The following is an 18,461-nucleotide window of genomic DNA, read 5'->3' on the forward strand; positions in this document are numbered from 1 at the left end:
AAAAAACTACTCAGCTTATTCTGAGTAGTTCATCGATTTTTATAGGATTGAATTTGTTTTTTTATTTTAAAATTTAAATCCAATTGAGAAATAAAATCTCCAATTATCTAACAAATCATTTTTAGAAACATTGAAATTAATAGGGCCAAGTAGCGATTCGTAGCCGAGTTGTAAACCATAACCGATGACGTTTTTGCTAAGTTTTCCAAATGCAAAGAGATCTCCACTAAGTTTTCCGTAATGGAAAGACGGACTCAAATACAGACTTTTTAGAAGATTGTACTGTAAGGTTACACCAGCTTTTGCGATAGAATTAAATGGAAGTTCTTTTTGTTTGAAACCATTAAATTCAGGATTAAATCCGTCAAAATTATACTCGCTGCCACCAACATTTATTTTTTGATTTAGAAATAAAAATGCAATTGTATTTTCTCTAGTTTTTTCTCCGAAATGTGTTCCTAGATATGCGTTAAATTTAATTGCAAGTTTTCTGGTGATTGGTAGGGCGAAATTTTCGTTAATAATAAAAGTTGTTAGATGTTTTGACCTTGTATAGAAAGACTGATTTGGGTTGACATAATAATCTAAAAGCGTATCTAGACCTTCCTGTTTATTTATTTTAAACTTATCTCCAAAATATGTTTTTGCAATAATCTGAAGGTTATTACCCGAGGTGAAATAGTGTTTTTTGTTAAGATTATTTTGTTCAAATTTTAAAAATACATCCCAATTGTTATGTTGGAAAGCTTGCTTTTTAAAATTGTCAAATACATCACGATTGATGTCGTCCATTTCTCGAATTATGGCTTCGTAATTAAATTCTGCACCGAGACTTATGGCAGCATTATTCATGACATTGTAGTTGATTGCAATATTTCCGTTAAACTTATGATGATTGTAGTTCGGAGAAATATAGATGTTTTCGTCTAAAAGGTTCCCGAATTTTAGGATAAAATCATTGCTTTTTTGATTCGTGAATTTTGCTTCTGTGCTAAACCAAAATTTGTAATCATCATCCAAAAATTTTTGATATTGAATACGCGCTTTAAAGCGCTCTGAAATATCAAGTGTCGCCAAAACTCGTGATCGATTAAGAATAGAGTTTCGGTATGTGTAATTAACAATGATGCCGACAGATTGTTCGTTGTCATAATGCAAAGCCAACTTGAAGGCACCACTTTTGGCTCTTCTAATAAAAATATTCATGATAAGTCCATCTGGAGCGTCAGTATAGGTGTAATATACACGATCATACAATCTTGTCCCAAAAATACGATCAATCGATTCGTTAACTGTTTTTACATCATAATATTTTCCAATTTCTAAAGCAAGTAGCGATTTTAGAGTTTGAATTTCTGATGAGTTTGTTAAAACTGTGCCGTTGTCTTCACTAAAATTAATCTGAATAGTTGGCTTCTTAACTTCTTCTATCATTTTATGTTCATAGACGATTCCAGCTTTTTTTTGAGCTTCTGCAAGTGCTACCAATTCTGGAAGATGTTTTTTAACTTCTTGCTCTCCAATTTTGATAATCTCCTGATGTTTTCTAAAATCTTTGGTGGTTATGTCTCCTAAAATATCAACAAAATTGACGAGAATGTTTGAGTTTTTTTTCTGCTCATGAAAATCTTGTACTGATCGAATTGCATGCGTTTGATAAATCATTTTCATTGGATTTTCGATTTCCTTTTTAGTGAAAAGTCGGAAACCGGTATAACCTCCAATGACGAAATCAGCACCCATATCTTTTATTTCTTTAATAGGGAAATTGCGATCTAAGCCGCCGTCAACTAATAATTTACCATCGATATAAACAGGGGCAAAAGCTGCGGGAATGGCGAGGGTAGAGCGTATTGCTAAAGGTAGAGAACCGCTTTTTTGCATTACAAGACCTCCATTAACAATGTCGGAAGCCGTCATTTCGACAGGGATTCTTAGTTTAGAAAAATCATTAATATGTTTTGCATTAAAGGTTAGAGTATTGAGAACTTCTCCCATATATTGACCTTCGATATAAGAACTTGGTAATGTAGGGACGCCATTTTCCACAGGAAATTCGATGAGGTATTTATCAAACTCGTCTTTTTCTGCAAAATTGACTTTGTTGTAGGGGATTTTGTTGGATAAAATTCTTTTCCAATCCATTGCAGCAACGGTTTCGCTAAGCTGGTTTCCAGAATAACCCATTGCGTAAAGCCCTCCGAGAATACCACCCATGCTGGTGCCCGTAATGTAGTCAACCTTGATACCTAGTGAGTCAATCGCTCGTAAAATGCCAATATGGGCAAAGCCTTTAGCGCCACCGCCACTCATAGCAAGTCCGAATTTTGTGTCTTTTGTAATGTGATTCAGCGAAGTCTTTAGAGAGTCATTTAGCTGAGATTGGCCTAATTGGAAAATCACAATTAGACCTAGTAGTAGGAATTTAAGTTTCATAGAATTAGTTTTGTTAAAAGTACAAAAAAATATTTCTATGGATGGCTGTGGAAATAGGTGAGTGCGGAGTATCTTTTATCTCTGATTTTTTATTTGAAAGATAAACTAACAAAATGAAAATTAGCTTAGCTTTTAAAGTGGTATTGTTTTTTTAGTAACAAAAATTTTATAATAGCGTAGTCCTTGCGCCCCAGATGGAGCGGCGTGTTTGAGCTCTTCAGAAATGGGTGAGAGATTTGGTGTGGGTTTCTGGAAGCGAGTAGTGACAGCTGGAAAGGGCGCCCCAATAAAAACAAAAAAACCTCCACTCGAAAGTGAAGGTTTTGTATATTGCATCGGTCGCTGACTATTACATCATACCTGGCATTCCGCCGCCCATTGGCATTGCTGGTTCGTCTTTTTTAACTTCTGTGATGACACATTCTGTTGTTAAAAGCATTCCGGAAACCGAAGCTGCGTTTTCTAAAGCTACTCTTGTTACTTTAGTCGGGTCAATAATACCTGCCTCAAGCATGTTAACATACTCGCCAGTTTTTGCGTTGTATCCGAAGTCACCGTTACCTTCTGCAACTTTTGCCACGATAACAGATCCTTCGCCACCTGCGTTAGCAACGATTTGTCTAAGAGGTTCTTCGATTGCTCTTTTCACGATTTTGATACCTGTAGTTTCGTCAGCATTTTCACCGTTAAGTGCGTTAAGAGAAGCAATAGCTCTTACCAAAGCAACACCACCACCTGCAACGATACCTTCTTCTACAGCAGCTCTTGTTGCGTGAAGTGCATCGTCAACTCTGTCTTTTTTCTCTTTCATTTCTACTTCCGAAGCTGCACCAACGTAAAGAACTGCAACACCGCCAGCCAATTTAGCTAGACGCTCTTGAAGTTTTTCTCTGTCATAGTCAGAAGTTGTTGTTTCCATCTGAGCTTTGATTTGAGCAACTCTACCTTTAATTTTTGCTTCGTCACCACCACCGTTAACGATTGTTGTGTTGTCTTTGTCGATTTGTACTTTTTCTGCAGTACCTAACATTTCTAAAGTTACATTGTCCATTGTGAAACCTTGCTCTTCAGAAATAACTGTACCACCAGTTAAAATTGCGATGTCTTCTAACATTGCTTTTCTTCTGTCACCAAATCCTGGCGCTTTAACAGCAGCAATCTTAAGAGAACCTCTTAATTTGTTAACTACCAAAGTTGCTAAAGCCTCACCTTCAACTTCTTCAGAAATGATTAATAGAGATTTACCACCTTGTGCAATTGGCTCAAGAACTGGAAGTAATTCCTTCATAGAAGAGATTTTTTTCTCTACCAAAAGGATGTATGGATTTTCTAGCTCAGCTAGCATTTTTTCTGGATTTGTCACGAAGTAAGGCGATTGGTATCCTCTGTCGAATTGCATACCTTCTACAACGTCAACTGTTGTATCTGTACCTTTTGCTTCTTCTACAGTGATAACACCTTCTTTACCAACTTTCCCGAAAGCTTCAGCGATTAAAGAACCGATTGTGTCATCGTTATTAGCCGAAATAGAAGCAACTTGTTTGATTTTTTCTGAAGAATCTCCAACCTCTTGAGATTGAGATTTTAGATTAGTAACAACTGCAGTAACTGCTTTGTCGATACCTCTTTTAAGATCCATTGGGTTAGCACCAGCTGCAACGTTTTTAAGACCTTCTCTTACGATAGCCTGAGCCAAAACTGTAGCGGTAGTTGTACCGTCACCAGCGATGTCATTGGTTTTAGAAGCAACTTCTTTTACCATTTGAGCACCCATATTTTCTACTCTGTCTTCAAGTTCGATTTCTTTAGCTACAGAAACCCCGTCTTTAGTTACGTGAGGAGCACCGAAAGATTTTTCGATTACTACGTTTCTACCTTTTGGTCCTAAAGTTACTTTTACTGCATTTGCTAATGCATCAACACCTCTTTTTAGGGCGTCTCTTGATTCGATATCAAATTTTATTTCTTTTGCCATTTTTTATTTAGATATTAGATGTTAGAAGTTAGACATTTAACGATATTTTAATTTTGATTTTTAAGAATGATAAATCTGAAATCTGATGTCTTTTATCTGAAATCCTATCCAAGAATTCCTAATAAATCAGCTTCTCTTACGATTAAGAAATCTTTTCCGTCTAGTTTTAATTCAGATCCTGAATACTTTCCGTAAAGAACTTTGTCACCAACTTTTACGGTCATTGGTTCGTCCTTTTTACCAGCGCCCACAGCTACAACAGTTCCTTCTTGAGGTTTTTCTTTTGCTGTGTCTGGGATAATAATACCTGAAGCAGTTTTAGTTTCTGCAGCAATTGGCTCGATAAGCACTCTGTCTGCTAATGGTGTGAAGTTTACTGACATAATTGTATTTATTTTTTAATTTTTATCTACCCTGTTGTTCTCCAAGAATATGCCACTTATAGTTATGGAGTTATAAGTTATATGTTATAAGTTATAATTGTCAGATTAAAATTAAAAATGTGAAAATTTGTCAGTTTTTAATTTGATTTTAGTAAAATCCAATCTTTTAGTGTCACAATTTTTTTCTCCGAATTTGTCCAAATGATAATATACCAATAAGTTCCTGTTTTTGATTTTAAACCATTGTGAGTGCCATTCCAAATGAATTGGTTGTTTTGGTTGCCTTCAAAATGCAGGGTCCCATAACGATCGATAATCTGAAGCGTCGCATTTTTTTATCTAGAAGGAATTAAAAATCAGCGACATCATTATTGCCATCATTATTTGATGTGAAAACATTTGGGCTTTTATGCTCTTCGAAAGTTGTTTCTTTTTCCGTTGTAAATTGATGTTCCGGGATTTGATGGCGTATTTGGGAAACGGGGAATTATAAAAGTAGTATTTGTATTGGCAACGTCGATATTTCGATAATTATATATCGCACCACCTTTGTCACTTGCTACATTTTTGTAGAAAAGCGCGTTCGAAATTTTTAATCCTTCATCGCTAAAATTATAAATGGCACCACCTTGTTTTGCAGCATTATCATAAAATTCAGATTTATTAATCGTGGAAATTTCCGAAAATCGATGATTGTATATTGCTCCTCCTTTTTCGCTTGCTTTATTATTTCTAAAAACGGTATTCAGGAAATCCCACTTCCCAAAACTGCTATTAAGCGCACCTTCTTCTTGGGCTTCATTGTTATTGAATTGCGAGTTTTCAACCGAAAGTGATGTTCCAAAAATAAAAATTCCGCCACCTTCATATGCTTTATTGCCAATAAACAGAGCGTTTTTTAATTTAACATCATAATAATTAATATAAATACCACCGCCCTTCGTTTCGGTAATATTATTTTCAAACCGAGTATTTTCTAGGTGAAAATTTTCTCCCCAACTATAAATGGCGTCACCTTCATTTTCTGCATAATTATTTCGGAATACAGAATTTTTTATGGTGACATTATCCGACCAATTGTGGATTGCACCACCGCCTTTGTCACCCATTGTATAAACTTTGTAGTTACTCTTATTATTCTCGAAAGTACAATTATCAATAAGAACTGCGCCGTTGAAACCATGCATGAGATAAAGTGCACCTGCGCCACGACCACCTTCCGAAATATTGTTTCTAAAGGTTGAATTCCGAATCTGGCTAATATTCGTTCTTAATACAAGTCCCGCTCCGCCTTCATTAGTGCCTGTAACAAATCCATCAATGAAATTAACACATCAATACTACAATCATCTTCTTGAATATACATGATTTGAGTTTTCTTTTGCCCATTAAGATTTGTTGGATATAAAGTGTAATCTCGGTTTGTTCCTACACCGCTGTAACCACCAACAAGACGAACTTTTCTCCCCCAATCAATTCTTAGAGTTGAATTTATAAGATAATTTCCTTGGCGTAATCTAAGTTCGGTTTGGCCAGAATTCAAATTAGCAATTGCATTTTGTAATGAACGTGCATTGGCCCAAGAACTTCCGTTTTGGGTTCCGAAACCGGTTGGTAATCATATCAAATCGTTTGCCCCGAAAGAGCAAATGACAAAAAAGAACAAAAAAGAATTAAAAAGATAGAAATCCTTTGCATCAGTTGTGGTTGATATCAGCGAATTCCCATGATTATTTTTAGCGTTTAAGCCAAGATAAGTGACAGTTTTTTTTTAAACTTAACAGATGTTAAGTTAATTTATTTTTTCTTCTGTTTATCATTTCTAATTCGTGAAATAGTAATCGGTGTAACATTAAGGCGCGATGCAATATGTTTTAGTGGGACAATATCCAAAAATCGTGGATAATATTGCGCAATGAGCTGATAGTTAGATGTTGCATCATTCGCAAACATCATATTTGTGATTTTAAAAACATAAATAAGATATTCCTCAGCAAGAGAAATTCCGAAAAGTGACCATTGGTGGTATTCTGCGTAGAGTTCGACCAAATCTTCGCGCTCGATGTACATAACGTCAGAATCTTCATAAAGTTGAACATTCATTTGATTAGTTGTTCCACGACGAAAGCTTTCCATATCGGTTAAGAAACTCATTTCGGGCTCTATCCAAAGTGTCTGCTCTTCACCATTTTCTGAGATTCGATAAGCGCGCGAAATCGACTTTTCTGCTATGAAAAGTTCCGACATAACATCTCCAGAATTAATAAGGTGATCGCCTGCATTTAATTTTATCGTTTTAAACTTTTGTAAACCAGCTTCTAAAACATCGTCATCGAAGTAAGTTCCATAGCTTAAAATTTTTTCTTTTAAAAGTTCTTTAAAGCTCATATTTTTCAGGTTGCAAATATAATGCAAAACATATTTTTATTAATGCTTTAAAGAAAAAAATCAACCGAAGTTGACTGATTTTAAGAATATTTAAAGATAAGGCTTTGTTTTTATGCTCGCATGTATGTTATACGATCAAATTTGTTTCCAAAGAATTGTAAAACAGTTTTTTCTTTATTAAATACGAATTTCGAAATATTGGCAGCAATCTCCAGAAGTGCATCTGGATTATTTTGTGAAGAAAAACTCTAAATTAAATTTCCATTTCTATCAAAAATCTTCAAGGTGTTTAGTTTTTTATCATTTATAATCACTGATCCAATTTCTGAAAAGGAAATGTTTTGTTATTTTTTCCCAGTTTTAATAGAAAGGAAATCTTGACCGAGTTCAACTTTTAATTTAGGAGAAACAAATGTTAGCAGAATTATAAATGGTCCTAAAATTAGGATACCGACTAAAAGTCCAGCCGCTTTGGCTCCTAAATTATTGACTTTATCCGCCATCCCATCAATGCTTCCAAAAACAAAATAGCTAATGGAAAATACGACAGCAAAATAAACAATTGCAAAGATGATGGCTTTTGCACCTGGATTTTGTCGAAAATTATAGGTTTTCATTATTCTGTTTTTTTAGCATTTATAAAAAGTTCGTCGATGTCCGAACAGCCGCAACGTTCTTGGAAGATTGGATCGTCTTTCGTGACGCCAACATTAACTCGAATAATTTGTTTGCAATATTCTTCTTGTTTCAGAATATTTCCAAAATAGAAAAGAGGAATAAAACATGCGATAAAACCGATAAGTCCTGGAAAGGTGAAAAATAAAGTTTTCATCCCAATAATTGTTGACGAAATGACTTTATCTTTGTTTGCACTTTTCATAAGTCTTTTCCAAATGAAAATTGCCCAACCGATAAATATTGCGAGTCCTACGATAAATCCTAAATATAAACTAATGTTGTAATAAAGTTCGACTTGGTCGTGTTTAATCTTAATGTTTGTTTTTTCATTTTAAATATAAAAAAACCAACCGAAAATCGATTGGTTTGTAGTTAAGTAAGTTTTAATTTTTCTTTCCTGCTGCTTGCATAGGGTTAAGTCTTCCGTTAGAAGCGCCTCGTATCGCAGCTTGTTTTTGTTTGAAAACTTCAAATTTGTTATCGAGATTTGATGACGAACCACTAGCTGACCAAAAGTTATTGGAAGTGTCAATATCTGCGGTCTGTTTAAGAGGATCGAGTTGTACCGATTTTAAAACTTTATCAAAATAATAAGTTTTAGAAACTTTTTGTTCGTTATGTCGCCAGATCTGCGCTGGGATATTATCAGTCAATTTGCTGCCATCTTCAAAAGTGAATTCCAAGATAATAGGCATAACTAATCCGCCTTTATTTTCGAAATCTAGTTGGTAAGCAGTCAGATTTTTTAATCGGTTTTTATCTTCTTTAGAAAGAGCTTCGAAGTCGGATTCGTTAGTGGCGTAGTTTTTATTTTGATCAAGTTTTTCTTGTCCTCTTGCGTAACGATAGTAGAAATCCTGTAAATCTTTATCTTGATCTACAGCAAATTTTGTTTTGGCGTCACGCTCTCTCGTTTTTGAAATATCATTAAAATCATCTTCTGCTGGCGGATCAATTTTATAAGTGATTTCTTTACTTTTTGGTTGTGCATCGAGTTGAGGTTTAGCAACAGTTACTTTGCTTAAAGCAATATCGACTGGATCTGTCCCGAAAAACCAACCTCTCCAAAACCAGTCCAAATCTTCGCCACTTGCGTCTTCCATTGTTCTGAAAAAATCCGCTGGCTCTGGATGACGGAACGCCCAACGTTTAGCATAAGTTTTAAAAGCTTGATCAAACAAGTCGCGCCCCATAATTGTCTCGCGCAAAATGTTAAGCCCAGTAGCAGGTTTTGCGTAAGCATTTGGCCCAAACTGCGCAATGTTTTCTGAGTTGCTCATGATAGGCTCCAACTGATCTTTGGGCAACTTCATATAATCAACGATTTTGTCCGCTGGACCACGTCTGGAAGGGAATTTGTTATCCCACTTACTTTCTGTTAAGAACTGAACAAAAGTATTAAGACCTTCATCCATCCAACTCCATTGTCTCTCGTCGGAGTTGATAATCATCGGGAAAAAATTGTGTCCAACTTCATGGATAATAACGCCGATCATTCCATTTTTTGTGGCTTCAGAATAGGTTCCGTCCTTTTCTGTTCGTCCATAATTAAAACAAATCATCGGATATTCCATACCGTTCGCGGCTTCTACAGATTGTGCCACTGGATATGGATAAGGAATGGTGAATTCCGAATAAGTTTTAATGGTATGCGCTACCGCTTTCGTCGAATATTTTCTGTAAAGTCCGTAAGCTTCTTTGCCGTAAAGACTCATCGCCATGACGTTATTGTTGTTTTCAGGAATGTTGACATTCATCCCATCCCAAACAAATTTTCGAGAAGAAGTCCAAGCAAAATCACGCACATCTTTGGCTTCAAAAATCCAAGTTTTACGCTCTTTAGATTTTGATTTTTCGGCTTTTTTTGCTTCATCAAGCGTTACAATTTCGATTGGCTCTTTAGCTGTTTTTGCTTGTTGATATCTTGAATATTGAGTAGAAGTTAAGACTTTATCAAAGTTTTTTCCTTCACCAGTTGCGCCCACAATATGATCTGCAGGAACATTGATGTTTACTTTATAATTTCCGAAAACCAAAGCAAATTCGCCTCGCCCTGTGAATTGATGATTCTGCCAACCTTGATGATCACTGTACACGCAAAGTCTCGGAAACCATTGCGTGATGGTGTAAAGGTCATTGCCATCTTCTGGGAAAAATTCGTAACCGCCACGACCGCCCATTGCGATTCGGTTAGGGATATTGTAATTCCAATCTATTTTAAAAGTGAATTTTTCACCTTTTTTTAAAACCTTCGGAAGGTCAATTCTCATCATGGTTTTGTTAACCACATAGTTGAGGTTTTTACCAGCCGCATCGGTTACTTTGGTCAAATTAACACCGTAATGATTGTCTTTTTCAGGAAGATTACTAACGTTTAATTTTTCCGTCGTCGTGGTCTTAGGAATTGTTGATGAAAATTGATAGTTCGCATTTTTAACTGTAGATTGTTGGTTTTCATCCAATTGCAACCAAATATAATCTAGGTTATCAGGCGAATTGTTAGTATAAGTCACCGTCTGAGAACCACGAAGATTTCTATTTTCTTCATCTAAATAAGCGCTAATGTCGTAGTCTGCTTGGTTTTGCCAATAACCTTGCCCAGGTGCTCCAGAAGCTGCCCTGTAATAATTGGGCGTTGGAAGAATTGTACCAAGTTGTTCAAATTTATTTCCGTGGTTACTGCCAGGATTATTTTGAATATTCTGTGCAAATAACGTAACGGACAAGCTTAGTGCTAATGCTGATATTTTGATTTTCATCTTTCTAAAGAAGATTATTTTTGAAATTAATTAAACGAAGTTAAGTAAAACTTAGTGTTTTATCAGTATTAAAAAGGAATTCTTTCCAAAGTCATTTGTGACGCCAATGCAAAAACCCCTGATGAAACAAACATAATCCAGTCTTTTTTATTGACTTTAAAAACGTTTAATAATATAAAAAGAATGATTAAAATTGCAAAAACAACGACAATCTGCCCAAGTTCTAAACCAATATTGAAACCTAAAAGCGGCACAAAAATACTTTGCTCTTTTGCCAGCATCATTCGCGCTGTGTTTGCAAATCCCATCCCATGAATTAATCCAAAAAATAAAGCCAAATAATAATTCATTTTCATGAGGTTTTTTTGGTTGTTGCGCATCAAGATATTGTCCAAAGCTGTAATTGCGATGGTCAACGGAATTAAAAATTCAACCCAATTAGACGGTACTTTTAAAAGATTAAAAACACTTAGCGCCAAAGTCACCGAATGTCCAATGGTGAATGCCGTTACCAAGACTAAAATTTTTTTCCAGTCGTTGTAAGAATAGACGGCAACCAATGCCAAAACGAAGAGTTGATGGTCGAGCGCATCTAGCGAAATAATGTGCTCCCAGCCGAGATTGAGATAAAATAGAAAGTCTGACATTCTTTATTTTTTAACAAATGCGATAATACAATTTTTAATTAACTTTGAAAAGTTTTTACAATCTAAAAATTGGTTTAATCACTTTTAAATAAAGGCTTTTGAAAAGATTTTTTTTATTATTAATTGTTGTTTGTGTAGCGTTTTCTTCGTTTAAAGAAAATCTGCATCCTTATCATGTTGGCTCGGTGGAGTTTAATTATAATCAAAAGACTAAAACTTTTCAGATTTCTGGAAAATTCTTTTTAGATGATATGGAAAATGCGCTCAATAAAAAATATCCAAAATCTTTGAAATTCCAGGATGCGAAAAGTCACGATGCGATTAATGAAGCTTTCAAGAATTATTGCAACGACTATATGAAACTGAAAGTCAATAGTCAGTTCGTAAAAATCAATTATTTAGGATTTGAAGAAGATAGTGAAAGTGTTAATGTTTATTTAGAATCCGAAGTTGTTAATCAACCTCAAAAAGTGGAAACTTCGGTAAGTATGTTGTATAACTTGTTTGAAGATCAACTCAACATCATCCACATCATCATTAACGGAAATCGGAAAAGCGAAAAACTCACTTTCCCGAATCGTTATTTGTATCAACAATTTTAAAGTTTGTTTTAACTAAAAAAATCTTAGTTTTTAAACCAAAGTTGTTCGCCTTTTAGATCTAAATGTGAGGGCGTATTGTTGGTGAAAAGTCCACCAGTTCCCAAACCTTGTGGCATCGGATTTTGTTTTGGGTAAGTGTATTGCGCAATCGCATTTAGTCCGATATTACTTTCTAAAGCTGAAGTAATCCACCAACCGATATTTTGATTTTCTGCAAGTTTTATCCACTCGTCACTGCCAGAGAAACCACCAATTAAAGTTGGTTTTAAAATAATGAATTGCGGTTTTATTTCTTTTAGTAAATCAACTTTGGAATCGTAATTGAGAATCCCAATTAATTCTTCATCAAGCGCAATAGGCGTTGGCGTTTCGGCACAAAGTTTTGCCATTTCTTTCCAGTTGCCAGCTTCGATGGGTTGCTCGATAGAATGGATGTCAAGAATTGCTAATTCTTCCAAAACAGTTTTTGCTTTCTCAGAAGAAAAAGCGCCATTCGCATCTACGCGAAGTTCTAAAACTTCTTTCGGAAATTTTTTACGAAGCTCGGCAATCACTTGTTTTTCGTTCTCCCAATCGACACCGATTTTTAGTTTAATACAATGAAAATTTTGAGCAAGCTTTTCCTCGATTTGCTGTTTCATATAATTAACATCGCCCATCCAAATCAGCCCATTAATTCGGATTGAATCTTTTGCTTCTGTAAAATCACTCGGGAAATAAATGTTTTCGCCATGTTCAAGATTTAGAAATGCTTGTTCGAGACCAAAAATAATCGATGGATGATTGACCATTTCTTCGCGAAGATGGTCGAGTCCAAGATTTACATTTTGGCAAGCCCAAGTTAATGCATCTTCATATTCGTCATCGTCGTCAAAGCTTAAACCTTTAAAAAGGTTAGCTTCGCCAACTCCTGTTTTGCCATCTTCTTCAATATGGATGAAGTAGGTCTCTTTAACATTCAAAACGCCGCGAGATGTTCCACTCGGGCGTTTGAAGTTTAATGTATATTTTTCGAAACGTGCTGTTTTCAAAATAATTTTTAATGTTTATCAACTGCTTTTGACATGAATTCCTCAGCTTTAGTCACCATTGCTGCACTACCTGCAAAGAATGGTACGCGTTGGTGAAGTTCTGTAGGCTCGATGTCCAAGATTCTTTTGAAACCGTCGCTTGCCTTACCACCAGCTTGTTCTGCCAACATCGCCATTGGATTACATTCGTATAGTAGACGAAGTTTTCCTTTTGGAGATTGCGATGTAGAAGGGTAAATGTAGATACCACCTTTCAACATATTTCTATGGAAATCCGATACCAAAGATCCGATGTAACGCGAAGTGTAAGGTCTGTCGCCGTCCTCTTCTTGACAATATTTGATGTAATCTTTAACACCTTGTGGGAACTTCGCGTAGTTACCTTCGTTAATCGAATAGATTTTTCCGCTAGTTGGGATTTTAACATCTTTATGAGAAAGATAATACGTTCCGATTGCTGGATCTAGCGTGAAACCGTTAACACCGTTACCAGTTGTATAAACAATCATCGTCGACGAACCGTAAACGACGTAACCTGCAGCAATTTGTTTAGAACCTTTTTGTAAAAAGTCTTTTAGCTCTACTGGATCTCCAGGATTTGTAATTCTTCTATAAATAGAGAAAATTGTCCCAACAGAAACGTTAACGTCGATGTTAGAAGAACCATCCAAAGGATCGATTAATACAACATATTTACTAAGGTGTGCGTTGCCTTTGCAAGAGATTTCGATGAAGTCATCATTCTCTTCTGACGCGATTCCACAAACTACTTCTCTTTGAGAAAGTGCTGTGATAAAAATTTCGTTAGCCAAAACGTCCAACTTTTGTTGTTGTTCACCTTGTATGTTTTCGTTGCCTGCAATCCCGATAATATCGGCGATACCAGCTTTGTTAACTTCTCGGTTTACCAATTTGGAAGCCATACGAATACAACTTAATAATCGAGATAATTCTCCAGAAGAATATCTAAAATCGTCCTGTTTCTCGATAATAAATTCGCCTAGGGTTTGTAAAGGTTCTTTACTCATTTTAATTTTTATTAGAAAATTGACCAAATTTAATAGATTTTTTTTGATAAATCTAAAGTCTTAGAAAGTTAAGTAAAAATATGGATTTTATTGTTTTTATTTTAATGAAAATTTAATTTTATTAAAGATAATTTCGGAAATTAAATTGTTTTTTAGCATTGTAAATTTTATTGATTATTTTTTGTGTTTACAATCTTAACCATAATTGAGGATTAGACTTCAGTTTTAAAAGAAGAAGTTGTTAAACTTGATTTTTGTCTTAATCTTAATATTTGTTAACAAGTCTATTTCGTAAATCAGTCATTATTAATAATTTTGGAGATTGTAATAAAATAAAGGGCAAACTAAGTAAAGTGAAAGTATTCAAATTCGGTGGTGCGTCTGTTAAAGATGCGGAAAGTGTGAAAAATGTAGCCTTGGTATTAGAGAATCAAGGTTTTAAAAGCTGTCTAATGGTAGTTTCGGCGATGGGTAAAACGACTAATGCTTTAGAAAAAGTGGTAGCAAATTACTTCGCGAAGGTCGACTATCAACAAGAAATTGAAAATATTAAACAGTTCCATATCGATATTGCAAAAGGACTTTTCCAAGAAAAACATCCTGTATTTGCAGAAATTAATTTGTTTTTTGACGATATCGATTCATTTTTGAGACGTAATAAATCTCCGAATTATAACTTCGTGTATGACCAAGTTGTAAGTTGTGGTGAGATGATTTCTTCCAAAATCGTTAGCGAATTTTTGAACGAATCTCAGTTTGAAAATAATTGGCTTGACGCGCGCGACTACATCAAAACGGATAACACTTATCGCGAAGGTGTTGTTAACTGGAAAGAAACCGAAGAAAATATCCAAAAACTTAGCAAAGAAAAAAACTACATTACGCAAGGTTTTATCGCTTCGGACGAGCATAATTTTACGGTGACTTTGGGACGTGAAGGTTCCGATTATACGGCGGCGATTTTTGCTTTTGGATTTGATGCTTCTGAAATGACGATTTGGAAGGACGTTCCGGGTGTTATGACGGGAGATCCACGTATTTTTGAAAATGTAGAATTGTTGGATAGCATTTCATACGAAGAAGCCATTGAAATGGCTTATTACGGTGCGTCGGTTATTCACCCGAAGACGTTGCAACCGCTTAAGCAGAAGAATATTCCGTTTTTTGTAAAATCATTTATTGATCCATCAAAAGCAGGTACTAAAGTTGGAAATGCGAGTGACAATCAATATTTGGAGTCGTATATTCTTAAAAAAGAACAATATTATTTAACGGTAAATACACGAGATTTTTCTTTTATTGCAGAAAACCACATGAAAGAAATTTTTTCGCTACTTTTAAAATATAATATCAAAGTATCGTTGATGCAAAATTCTGCGATTTCGTTAGAGTTATGTTTGGAGGATAAATTCGGTCACATTGATGAGTTTGTACAAGATTTGCAAAACGGTTTTAGTACAAATTTATTAAAAGATGTGTCTTTGTTTACCGTGAGAAATGCTAAAATTGACGAACTAGATAAGTTTTATAAAGATAAAAAAGTGCTATTGGAACAGTTATCCAAGAATACTTTACAAATGGTAATTCAATAACATGAGTTTAATTTCTAAAGAAGATTTAATAAAGGCAGCAGGTCTTAACAAATTCGGATTTTTAAAGAATCCAATCGCTTCTTTTGTACTTCGTATAACCAAGATTAATGAAGTTAATGCGCTTTACGATAAATTAAAAGACAAAGAAGGCGAAGATTTTTTCAATGGATTTGTGAAAGAACTTGACTTAAAATATGTAGTCTTCGAAGAAGATTTAGCAAAAATTCCGAAAACAGGACCATTCATTTTGGTTTCTAATCATCCTCTTGGCGCGATAGATGGCGTATTGATGTGTAAAATTTTGTCAAGCGTTCGCCCTGATTTTAAAGTGATGGGCAATTTTCTTTTAGAAAAGATAAAACCGATGGCGCCTTATGTTATTGCAGTTAATCCTTTCGAAGGTCGCAAAGAAGCTTACAGCAGCAGTTCTGGTATGCGCGAGACGCTAAAGCATTTGCAAGAAGGTGGTTGTATCGGGATTTTTCCAGCGGGAGAAGTTTCTAATAAAAATAATGAGTATAACGAAGTGATGGACAAAGCATGGGAAACACCAGCTTTAAAACTGATTAAAAAAGCGAAAGTCCCCGTTGTGCCAATGTATTTCCATGCTCGTAATAGTCGAATGTTTTATAATTTGGCGAAGCTTCATCCAGATTTGCAAACGATGTTATTGCCATCAGAAATGATGAAGAAAAGGGACAATCCAATTAGAATAAGAATTGGGAAACCTATTTCTGTAAAGCAAATGGACGAGGAAGAAAACATCGAAGAATTAGGTGATTTCTTAAAAAAGAAAGTCTACATGCTGAAGTCTTATTATGACAAAAGAAAAAGCATTGCGGAGACTTTGATGATCCCAAATTTGTCGATTAAACTTCCGTTGACGAAGCAGCAAAATATTGTTCAGAATATTATTGACGAAACGCCTGAGGAAGATATTTTAGCTGAAATAGAATTATTAAAAAAAGATGATAAAAAACATTTGTTTTCGTATAGCGATTACGATATGTTTTTTACAAAATATGAGGAAATCCCCAACATCATGCGTGAGATTGGACGTCAGCGTGAGTTGACTTTCCGAAAAATAGGAGAGGGGACGAACCTTCCTTTTGACTTAGACGAATATGATAAGCATTATCACCATCTATTTTTATGGGATAATGCCAACAAAAAATTAGTAGGCGCATATCGTATGGCTTTGGGCGTTGAAGTGATGAAGAAGTACGGTATAGATGGCTTCTACACAAGTTCTTTATTTGAGTATGATCAAGAGTTGCAGCCTTTCTTCCGTAAAGTTATCGAAATGGGACGCGCCTATATCTCTTCGGAATATCAGCAAAAACCGTTTCCGTTGTTCTTGCTTTGGAGAGGAATTGTACATGTATGTTTGAGAAATCCTGAGCATAAATTTTTGATGGGTGGCGTAAGTATCAGTAATAAGTTTTCGGAGTTTTCGAAATCTTTGATGATTGAGTTTATGCGTTCGCATTATTTCGACTCTGCAGTAGCGCAATATGTTCATCCTAAAAATGATTATAAAGTAATCCTTAGAGAGCGTGATAAGGCTTTGTTTTTTGAAGATATGGATTCTGACCTTAATAAGTTGGATAAAATTATTGATGATCTAGAGCCTGAGCTTCGTTTGCCTGTTTTAATTAAAAAATATATCAAGCAGAATGCAAAAGTTATCGCTTTTAATGTGGATCCTAACTTTAATGATGCGATAGATGGTTTGATGTATATTAGAATTAGTGAACTTCCAGAAGATACTATTCGACCAGTTTTGGAAGAAATGAGTGCTTTTCTAAAAAGTGAAACTGAAAAAAAATCGCCTGATAATCAGTGATGTCGGTGTTTTTAGTAAAAAAAGTTTAAAAAAGACTTGCGCCGTATAGTAAAACATTATACCTTTGCACCACTAAAAACAACGAAACAGTTGCTCTTAGTAAAAAAGGTTTCTTAGCTCAGTTGGTAGAGCAATGGATTGAAAATCCATGTGTCCCTGGTTCGATTCCTGGAGAAACCACTTTTTAAAACCGTAACACGCTGAAATATTGCACGTTGCGGTTTTTTTATTACTGTCTTTCCCAATTATTTCCCAACCATTCTTAAAATAGCATCAAAAACCATTAATTTAGAATTGTTCAAATTATAAAACCAGCGTTTCGGCTGGTCTTTTCTAATTTTAACCAAGTCAAAACCGACTCCGTTAATTCAACGAACGAAATTTTTTTTTGGTTATCTCTTTACATACAATGTTCGTAATTCTTTATAGCTTCGGAGACAATAAAAATACCTCTCAAATAATTGAAAGGTAAATCTAAGGTTTTGTAAGGTTTTCAAATGTCAAGTTTTTACAAGTTCTCAATTGGACTTACTTCAACAGTTGTTAAAATACTCTCAATTTCTTTGAGCTGTTCGGGAGAAAGTATTTTTAATTTTTCATCCCTAAAAATAACTCCGTTAAGCTGTATGTAATTGTTTTGTGTTCTGGCATTCTTTCCTATGTTTCCAGTCATATATTCCAGAAATAAACGTTGTGCGCTTACATTTCCCTCAAGTGCGCTTTTGGTCATTGCAACAATAACACGGTCTGGCATCATTTCAAATTGTGCGGTGTATTGTTTATAATGCTTGGAAGATTGAAGAGTTTCCAAATGTTTGTTAATTGTCGGTCTGGATAAATCTGTCATTGTTGCAATGTGCGTTCTGGTCGGAAAACGGCCATATGCTGAAACATAATTTATAATGCATCGGGAAATTTTAAGATGGTTTATTTCTCAAACCGAAAACTTAAATTCGTCTTTTGAATAAAACTCCAGTTGCTCTTCGAGTTTCTTTAAAAACTCATCTTTTTCGTTGTGTTTTAGTGAATAAAGTTTTTCATGGTAGTATCTCACTAACTGTGTAAGTTGAAAAGTTATTCTGAAAAATTTTGAGCC

At 35.0% G+C, this 18,461-nt stretch carries 16 protein-coding genes, 1 tRNA gene and 1 pseudogene; 4 read left to right on the top strand and 14 right to left on the bottom strand.

From position 1 onward, the window contains the following. Window positions 1–66 precede the first annotated feature (66 nt). The 11 genes and pseudogenes from RT037_RS11010 to RT037_RS11055 all read right to left on the bottom strand — a co-directional run bounded on the left by RT037_RS11010 (window position 67) and on the right by RT037_RS11055 (window position 11,266). Window positions 67–2,436 carry a patatin-like phospholipase family protein gene (locus tag RT037_RS11010; RefSeq protein ID WP_313031128.1) on the bottom strand — a complete coding sequence of 790 codons (2,370 nt, stop codon included), beginning with the start codon at window positions 2,434–2,436 and terminating at the stop codon, window positions 67–69. Between the two features lie 349 nt (window positions 2,437–2,785). Further along, entirely contained in the window at window positions 2,786–4,411 is a 1,626-nt protein-coding gene (gene groL / locus RT037_RS11015; RefSeq protein ID WP_312322359.1) for a chaperonin GroEL, read from the bottom strand. A gap of 104 nt (window positions 4,412–4,515) precedes the next feature. Beyond that, on the bottom strand, window positions 4,516–4,794 hold the full coding sequence (groES, locus tag RT037_RS11020; RefSeq protein WP_079666196.1) for a co-chaperone GroES: 279 nt from the start codon (window positions 4,792–4,794) through the stop codon (window positions 4,516–4,518). Between the two features lie 137 nt (window positions 4,795–4,931). After that, window positions 4,932–5,114, bottom strand: a pseudogene (locus RT037_RS13910) (gliding motility-associated C-terminal domain-containing protein); the annotation flags it as partial. A gap of 87 nt (window positions 5,115–5,201) precedes the next feature. Next, window positions 5,202–5,981 (bottom strand): hypothetical protein, encoded by a 780-nt coding sequence (locus RT037_RS11025; RefSeq protein WP_312322358.1) that lies wholly within the window; start codon window positions 5,979–5,981, stop codon window positions 5,202–5,204. Window positions 5,982–6,064: 83 nt separating this feature from the next. Next, window positions 6,065–6,337, bottom strand: a complete 273-nt coding sequence (locus RT037_RS11030; protein WP_312322357.1) for a hypothetical protein — start codon at window positions 6,335–6,337, stop codon at window positions 6,065–6,067. A 254-nt stretch (window positions 6,338–6,591) separates the two neighbouring features. Further along, window positions 6,592–7,182 carry a Crp/Fnr family transcriptional regulator gene (locus RT037_RS11035; RefSeq protein ID WP_312322356.1) on the bottom strand — a complete coding sequence of 197 codons (591 nt, stop codon included), beginning with the start codon at window positions 7,180–7,182 and terminating at the stop codon, window positions 6,592–6,594. Window positions 7,183–7,526: 344 nt separating this feature from the next. Next, complete coding sequence (locus tag RT037_RS11040; protein WP_313031138.1) at window positions 7,527–7,799, bottom strand: hypothetical protein; 273 nt, start codon at window positions 7,797–7,799, stop codon at window positions 7,527–7,529. Next, window positions 7,799–8,062 (bottom strand): hypothetical protein, encoded by a 264-nt coding sequence (locus RT037_RS11045; protein ID WP_312322354.1) that lies wholly within the window; start codon window positions 8,060–8,062, stop codon window positions 7,799–7,801. Before RT037_RS11045 ends, RT037_RS11040 begins: the two co-directional genes overlap by 1 nt. A 181-nt stretch (window positions 8,063–8,243) precedes the next feature. Beyond that, window positions 8,244–10,619: a M1 family metallopeptidase gene (locus tag RT037_RS11050; RefSeq protein ID WP_313031143.1), complete on the bottom strand. Its 2,376-nt coding sequence runs from the start codon at window positions 10,617–10,619 to the stop codon at window positions 8,244–8,246. A gap of 68 nt (window positions 10,620–10,687) precedes the next feature. Beyond that, the gene (locus tag RT037_RS11055) at window positions 10,688–11,266 is read right to left on the bottom strand and encodes a HupE/UreJ family protein (protein WP_312322351.1); all 579 of its coding nucleotides are present in this window, start codon (window positions 11,264–11,266) and stop codon (window positions 10,688–10,690) included. Between the two features lie 98 nt (window positions 11,267–11,364). On the opposite strand from RT037_RS11055, the gene RT037_RS11060 reads away from it, so the two are divergent. After that, window positions 11,365–11,868, top strand: a complete 504-nt coding sequence (locus RT037_RS11060) for a DUF6702 family protein (protein WP_313031150.1) — start codon at window positions 11,365–11,367, stop codon at window positions 11,866–11,868. Between the two features lie 23 nt (window positions 11,869–11,891). Here RT037_RS11060 and RT037_RS11065 read toward each other — a convergent pair whose 3' ends face one another. Together RT037_RS11065 and fbp are read right to left on the bottom strand one after the other, a co-directional pair. Next, entirely contained in the window at window positions 11,892–12,899 is a 1,008-nt protein-coding gene (locus RT037_RS11065) for an o-succinylbenzoate synthase (protein WP_313031153.1), read from the bottom strand. Window positions 12,900–12,907: 8 nt separating this feature from the next. Further along, window positions 12,908–13,927, bottom strand: coding sequence for a class 1 fructose-bisphosphatase (gene fbp / locus RT037_RS11070; protein WP_313031159.1), 1,020 nt, complete (start codon window positions 13,925–13,927; stop codon window positions 12,908–12,910). Between the two features lie 353 nt (window positions 13,928–14,280). On the opposite strand from fbp, the gene RT037_RS11075 reads away from it, so the two are divergent. The 3 genes from RT037_RS11075 (at window position 14,281) to RT037_RS11085 (ending at window position 17,545) form a co-directional block, all read left to right on the top strand. After that, window positions 14,281–15,519 (top strand): aspartate kinase, encoded by a 1,239-nt coding sequence (locus RT037_RS11075; protein ID WP_312322712.1) that lies wholly within the window; start codon window positions 14,281–14,283, stop codon window positions 15,517–15,519. Window position 15,520: 1 nt separating this feature from the next. After that, a complete protein-coding gene (locus tag RT037_RS11080; protein WP_312322711.1) occupies window positions 15,521–17,365 on the top strand; it encodes a lysophospholipid acyltransferase family protein in 1,845 nt (614 codons plus the stop codon). A gap of 107 nt (window positions 17,366–17,472) precedes the next feature. Continuing rightward, a tRNA-Phe gene (locus RT037_RS11085) sits at window positions 17,473–17,545 on the top strand. 328 nt (window positions 17,546–17,873) lie between these two features. Here RT037_RS11085 and RT037_RS11090 read toward each other — a convergent pair. Further along, window positions 17,874–18,212: a hypothetical protein gene (locus RT037_RS11090; protein ID WP_312323961.1), complete on the bottom strand. Its 339-nt coding sequence runs from the start codon at window positions 18,210–18,212 to the stop codon at window positions 17,874–17,876. Between the last annotated feature and the right edge of the window lie 249 nt (window positions 18,213–18,461).

Source organism: Soonwooa sp., from assembly GCF_032062245.1.
Classification (GTDB): Bacteria; Bacteroidota; Bacteroidia; order Flavobacteriales; family Weeksellaceae; genus Soonwooa.

Coding starts and splice junctions, on each gene's coding strand:
- RT037_RS11010 (WP_313031128.1), bottom strand. CDS start 2,436: ATGAAACTTAAATTCCTACTACTAGGTCTAATTGTGATTTTCCAATTA.
- groL (WP_312322359.1), bottom strand. CDS start 4,411: ATGGCAAAAGAAATAAAATTTGATATCGAATCAAGAGACGCCCTAAAA.
- groES (WP_079666196.1), bottom strand. CDS start 4,794: ATGTCAGTAAACTTCACACCATTAGCAGACAGAGTGCTTATCGAGCCA.
- RT037_RS11025 (WP_312322358.1), bottom strand. CDS start 5,981: ATGCATGGTTTCAACGGCGCAGTTCTTATTGATAATTGTACTTTCGAG.
- RT037_RS11035 (WP_312322356.1), bottom strand. CDS start 7,182: ATGAGCTTTAAAGAACTTTTAAAAGAAAAAATTTTAAGCTATGGAACT.
- RT037_RS11040 (WP_313031138.1), bottom strand. CDS start 7,799: ATGAAAACCTATAATTTTCGACAAAATCCAGGTGCAAAAGCCATCATC.
- RT037_RS11045 (WP_312322354.1), bottom strand. CDS start 8,062: ATGAAAAGTGCAAACAAAGATAAAGTCATTTCGTCAACAATTATTGGG.
- RT037_RS11050 (WP_313031143.1), bottom strand. CDS start 10,619: ATGAAAATCAAAATATCAGCATTAGCACTAAGCTTGTCCGTTACGTTA.
- RT037_RS11055 (WP_312322351.1), bottom strand. CDS start 11,266: ATGTCAGACTTTCTATTTTATCTCAATCTCGGCTGGGAGCACATTATT.
- fbp (WP_313031159.1), bottom strand. CDS start 13,927: ATGAGTAAAGAACCTTTACAAACCCTAGGCGAATTTATTATCGAGAAA.
- RT037_RS11080 (WP_312322711.1), top strand. CDS start 15,521: ATGAGTTTAATTTCTAAAGAAGATTTAATAAAGGCAGCAGGTCTTAAC.
- RT037_RS11090 (WP_312323961.1), bottom strand. CDS start 18,212: ATGACAGATTTATCCAGACCGACAATTAACAAACATTTGGAAACTCTT.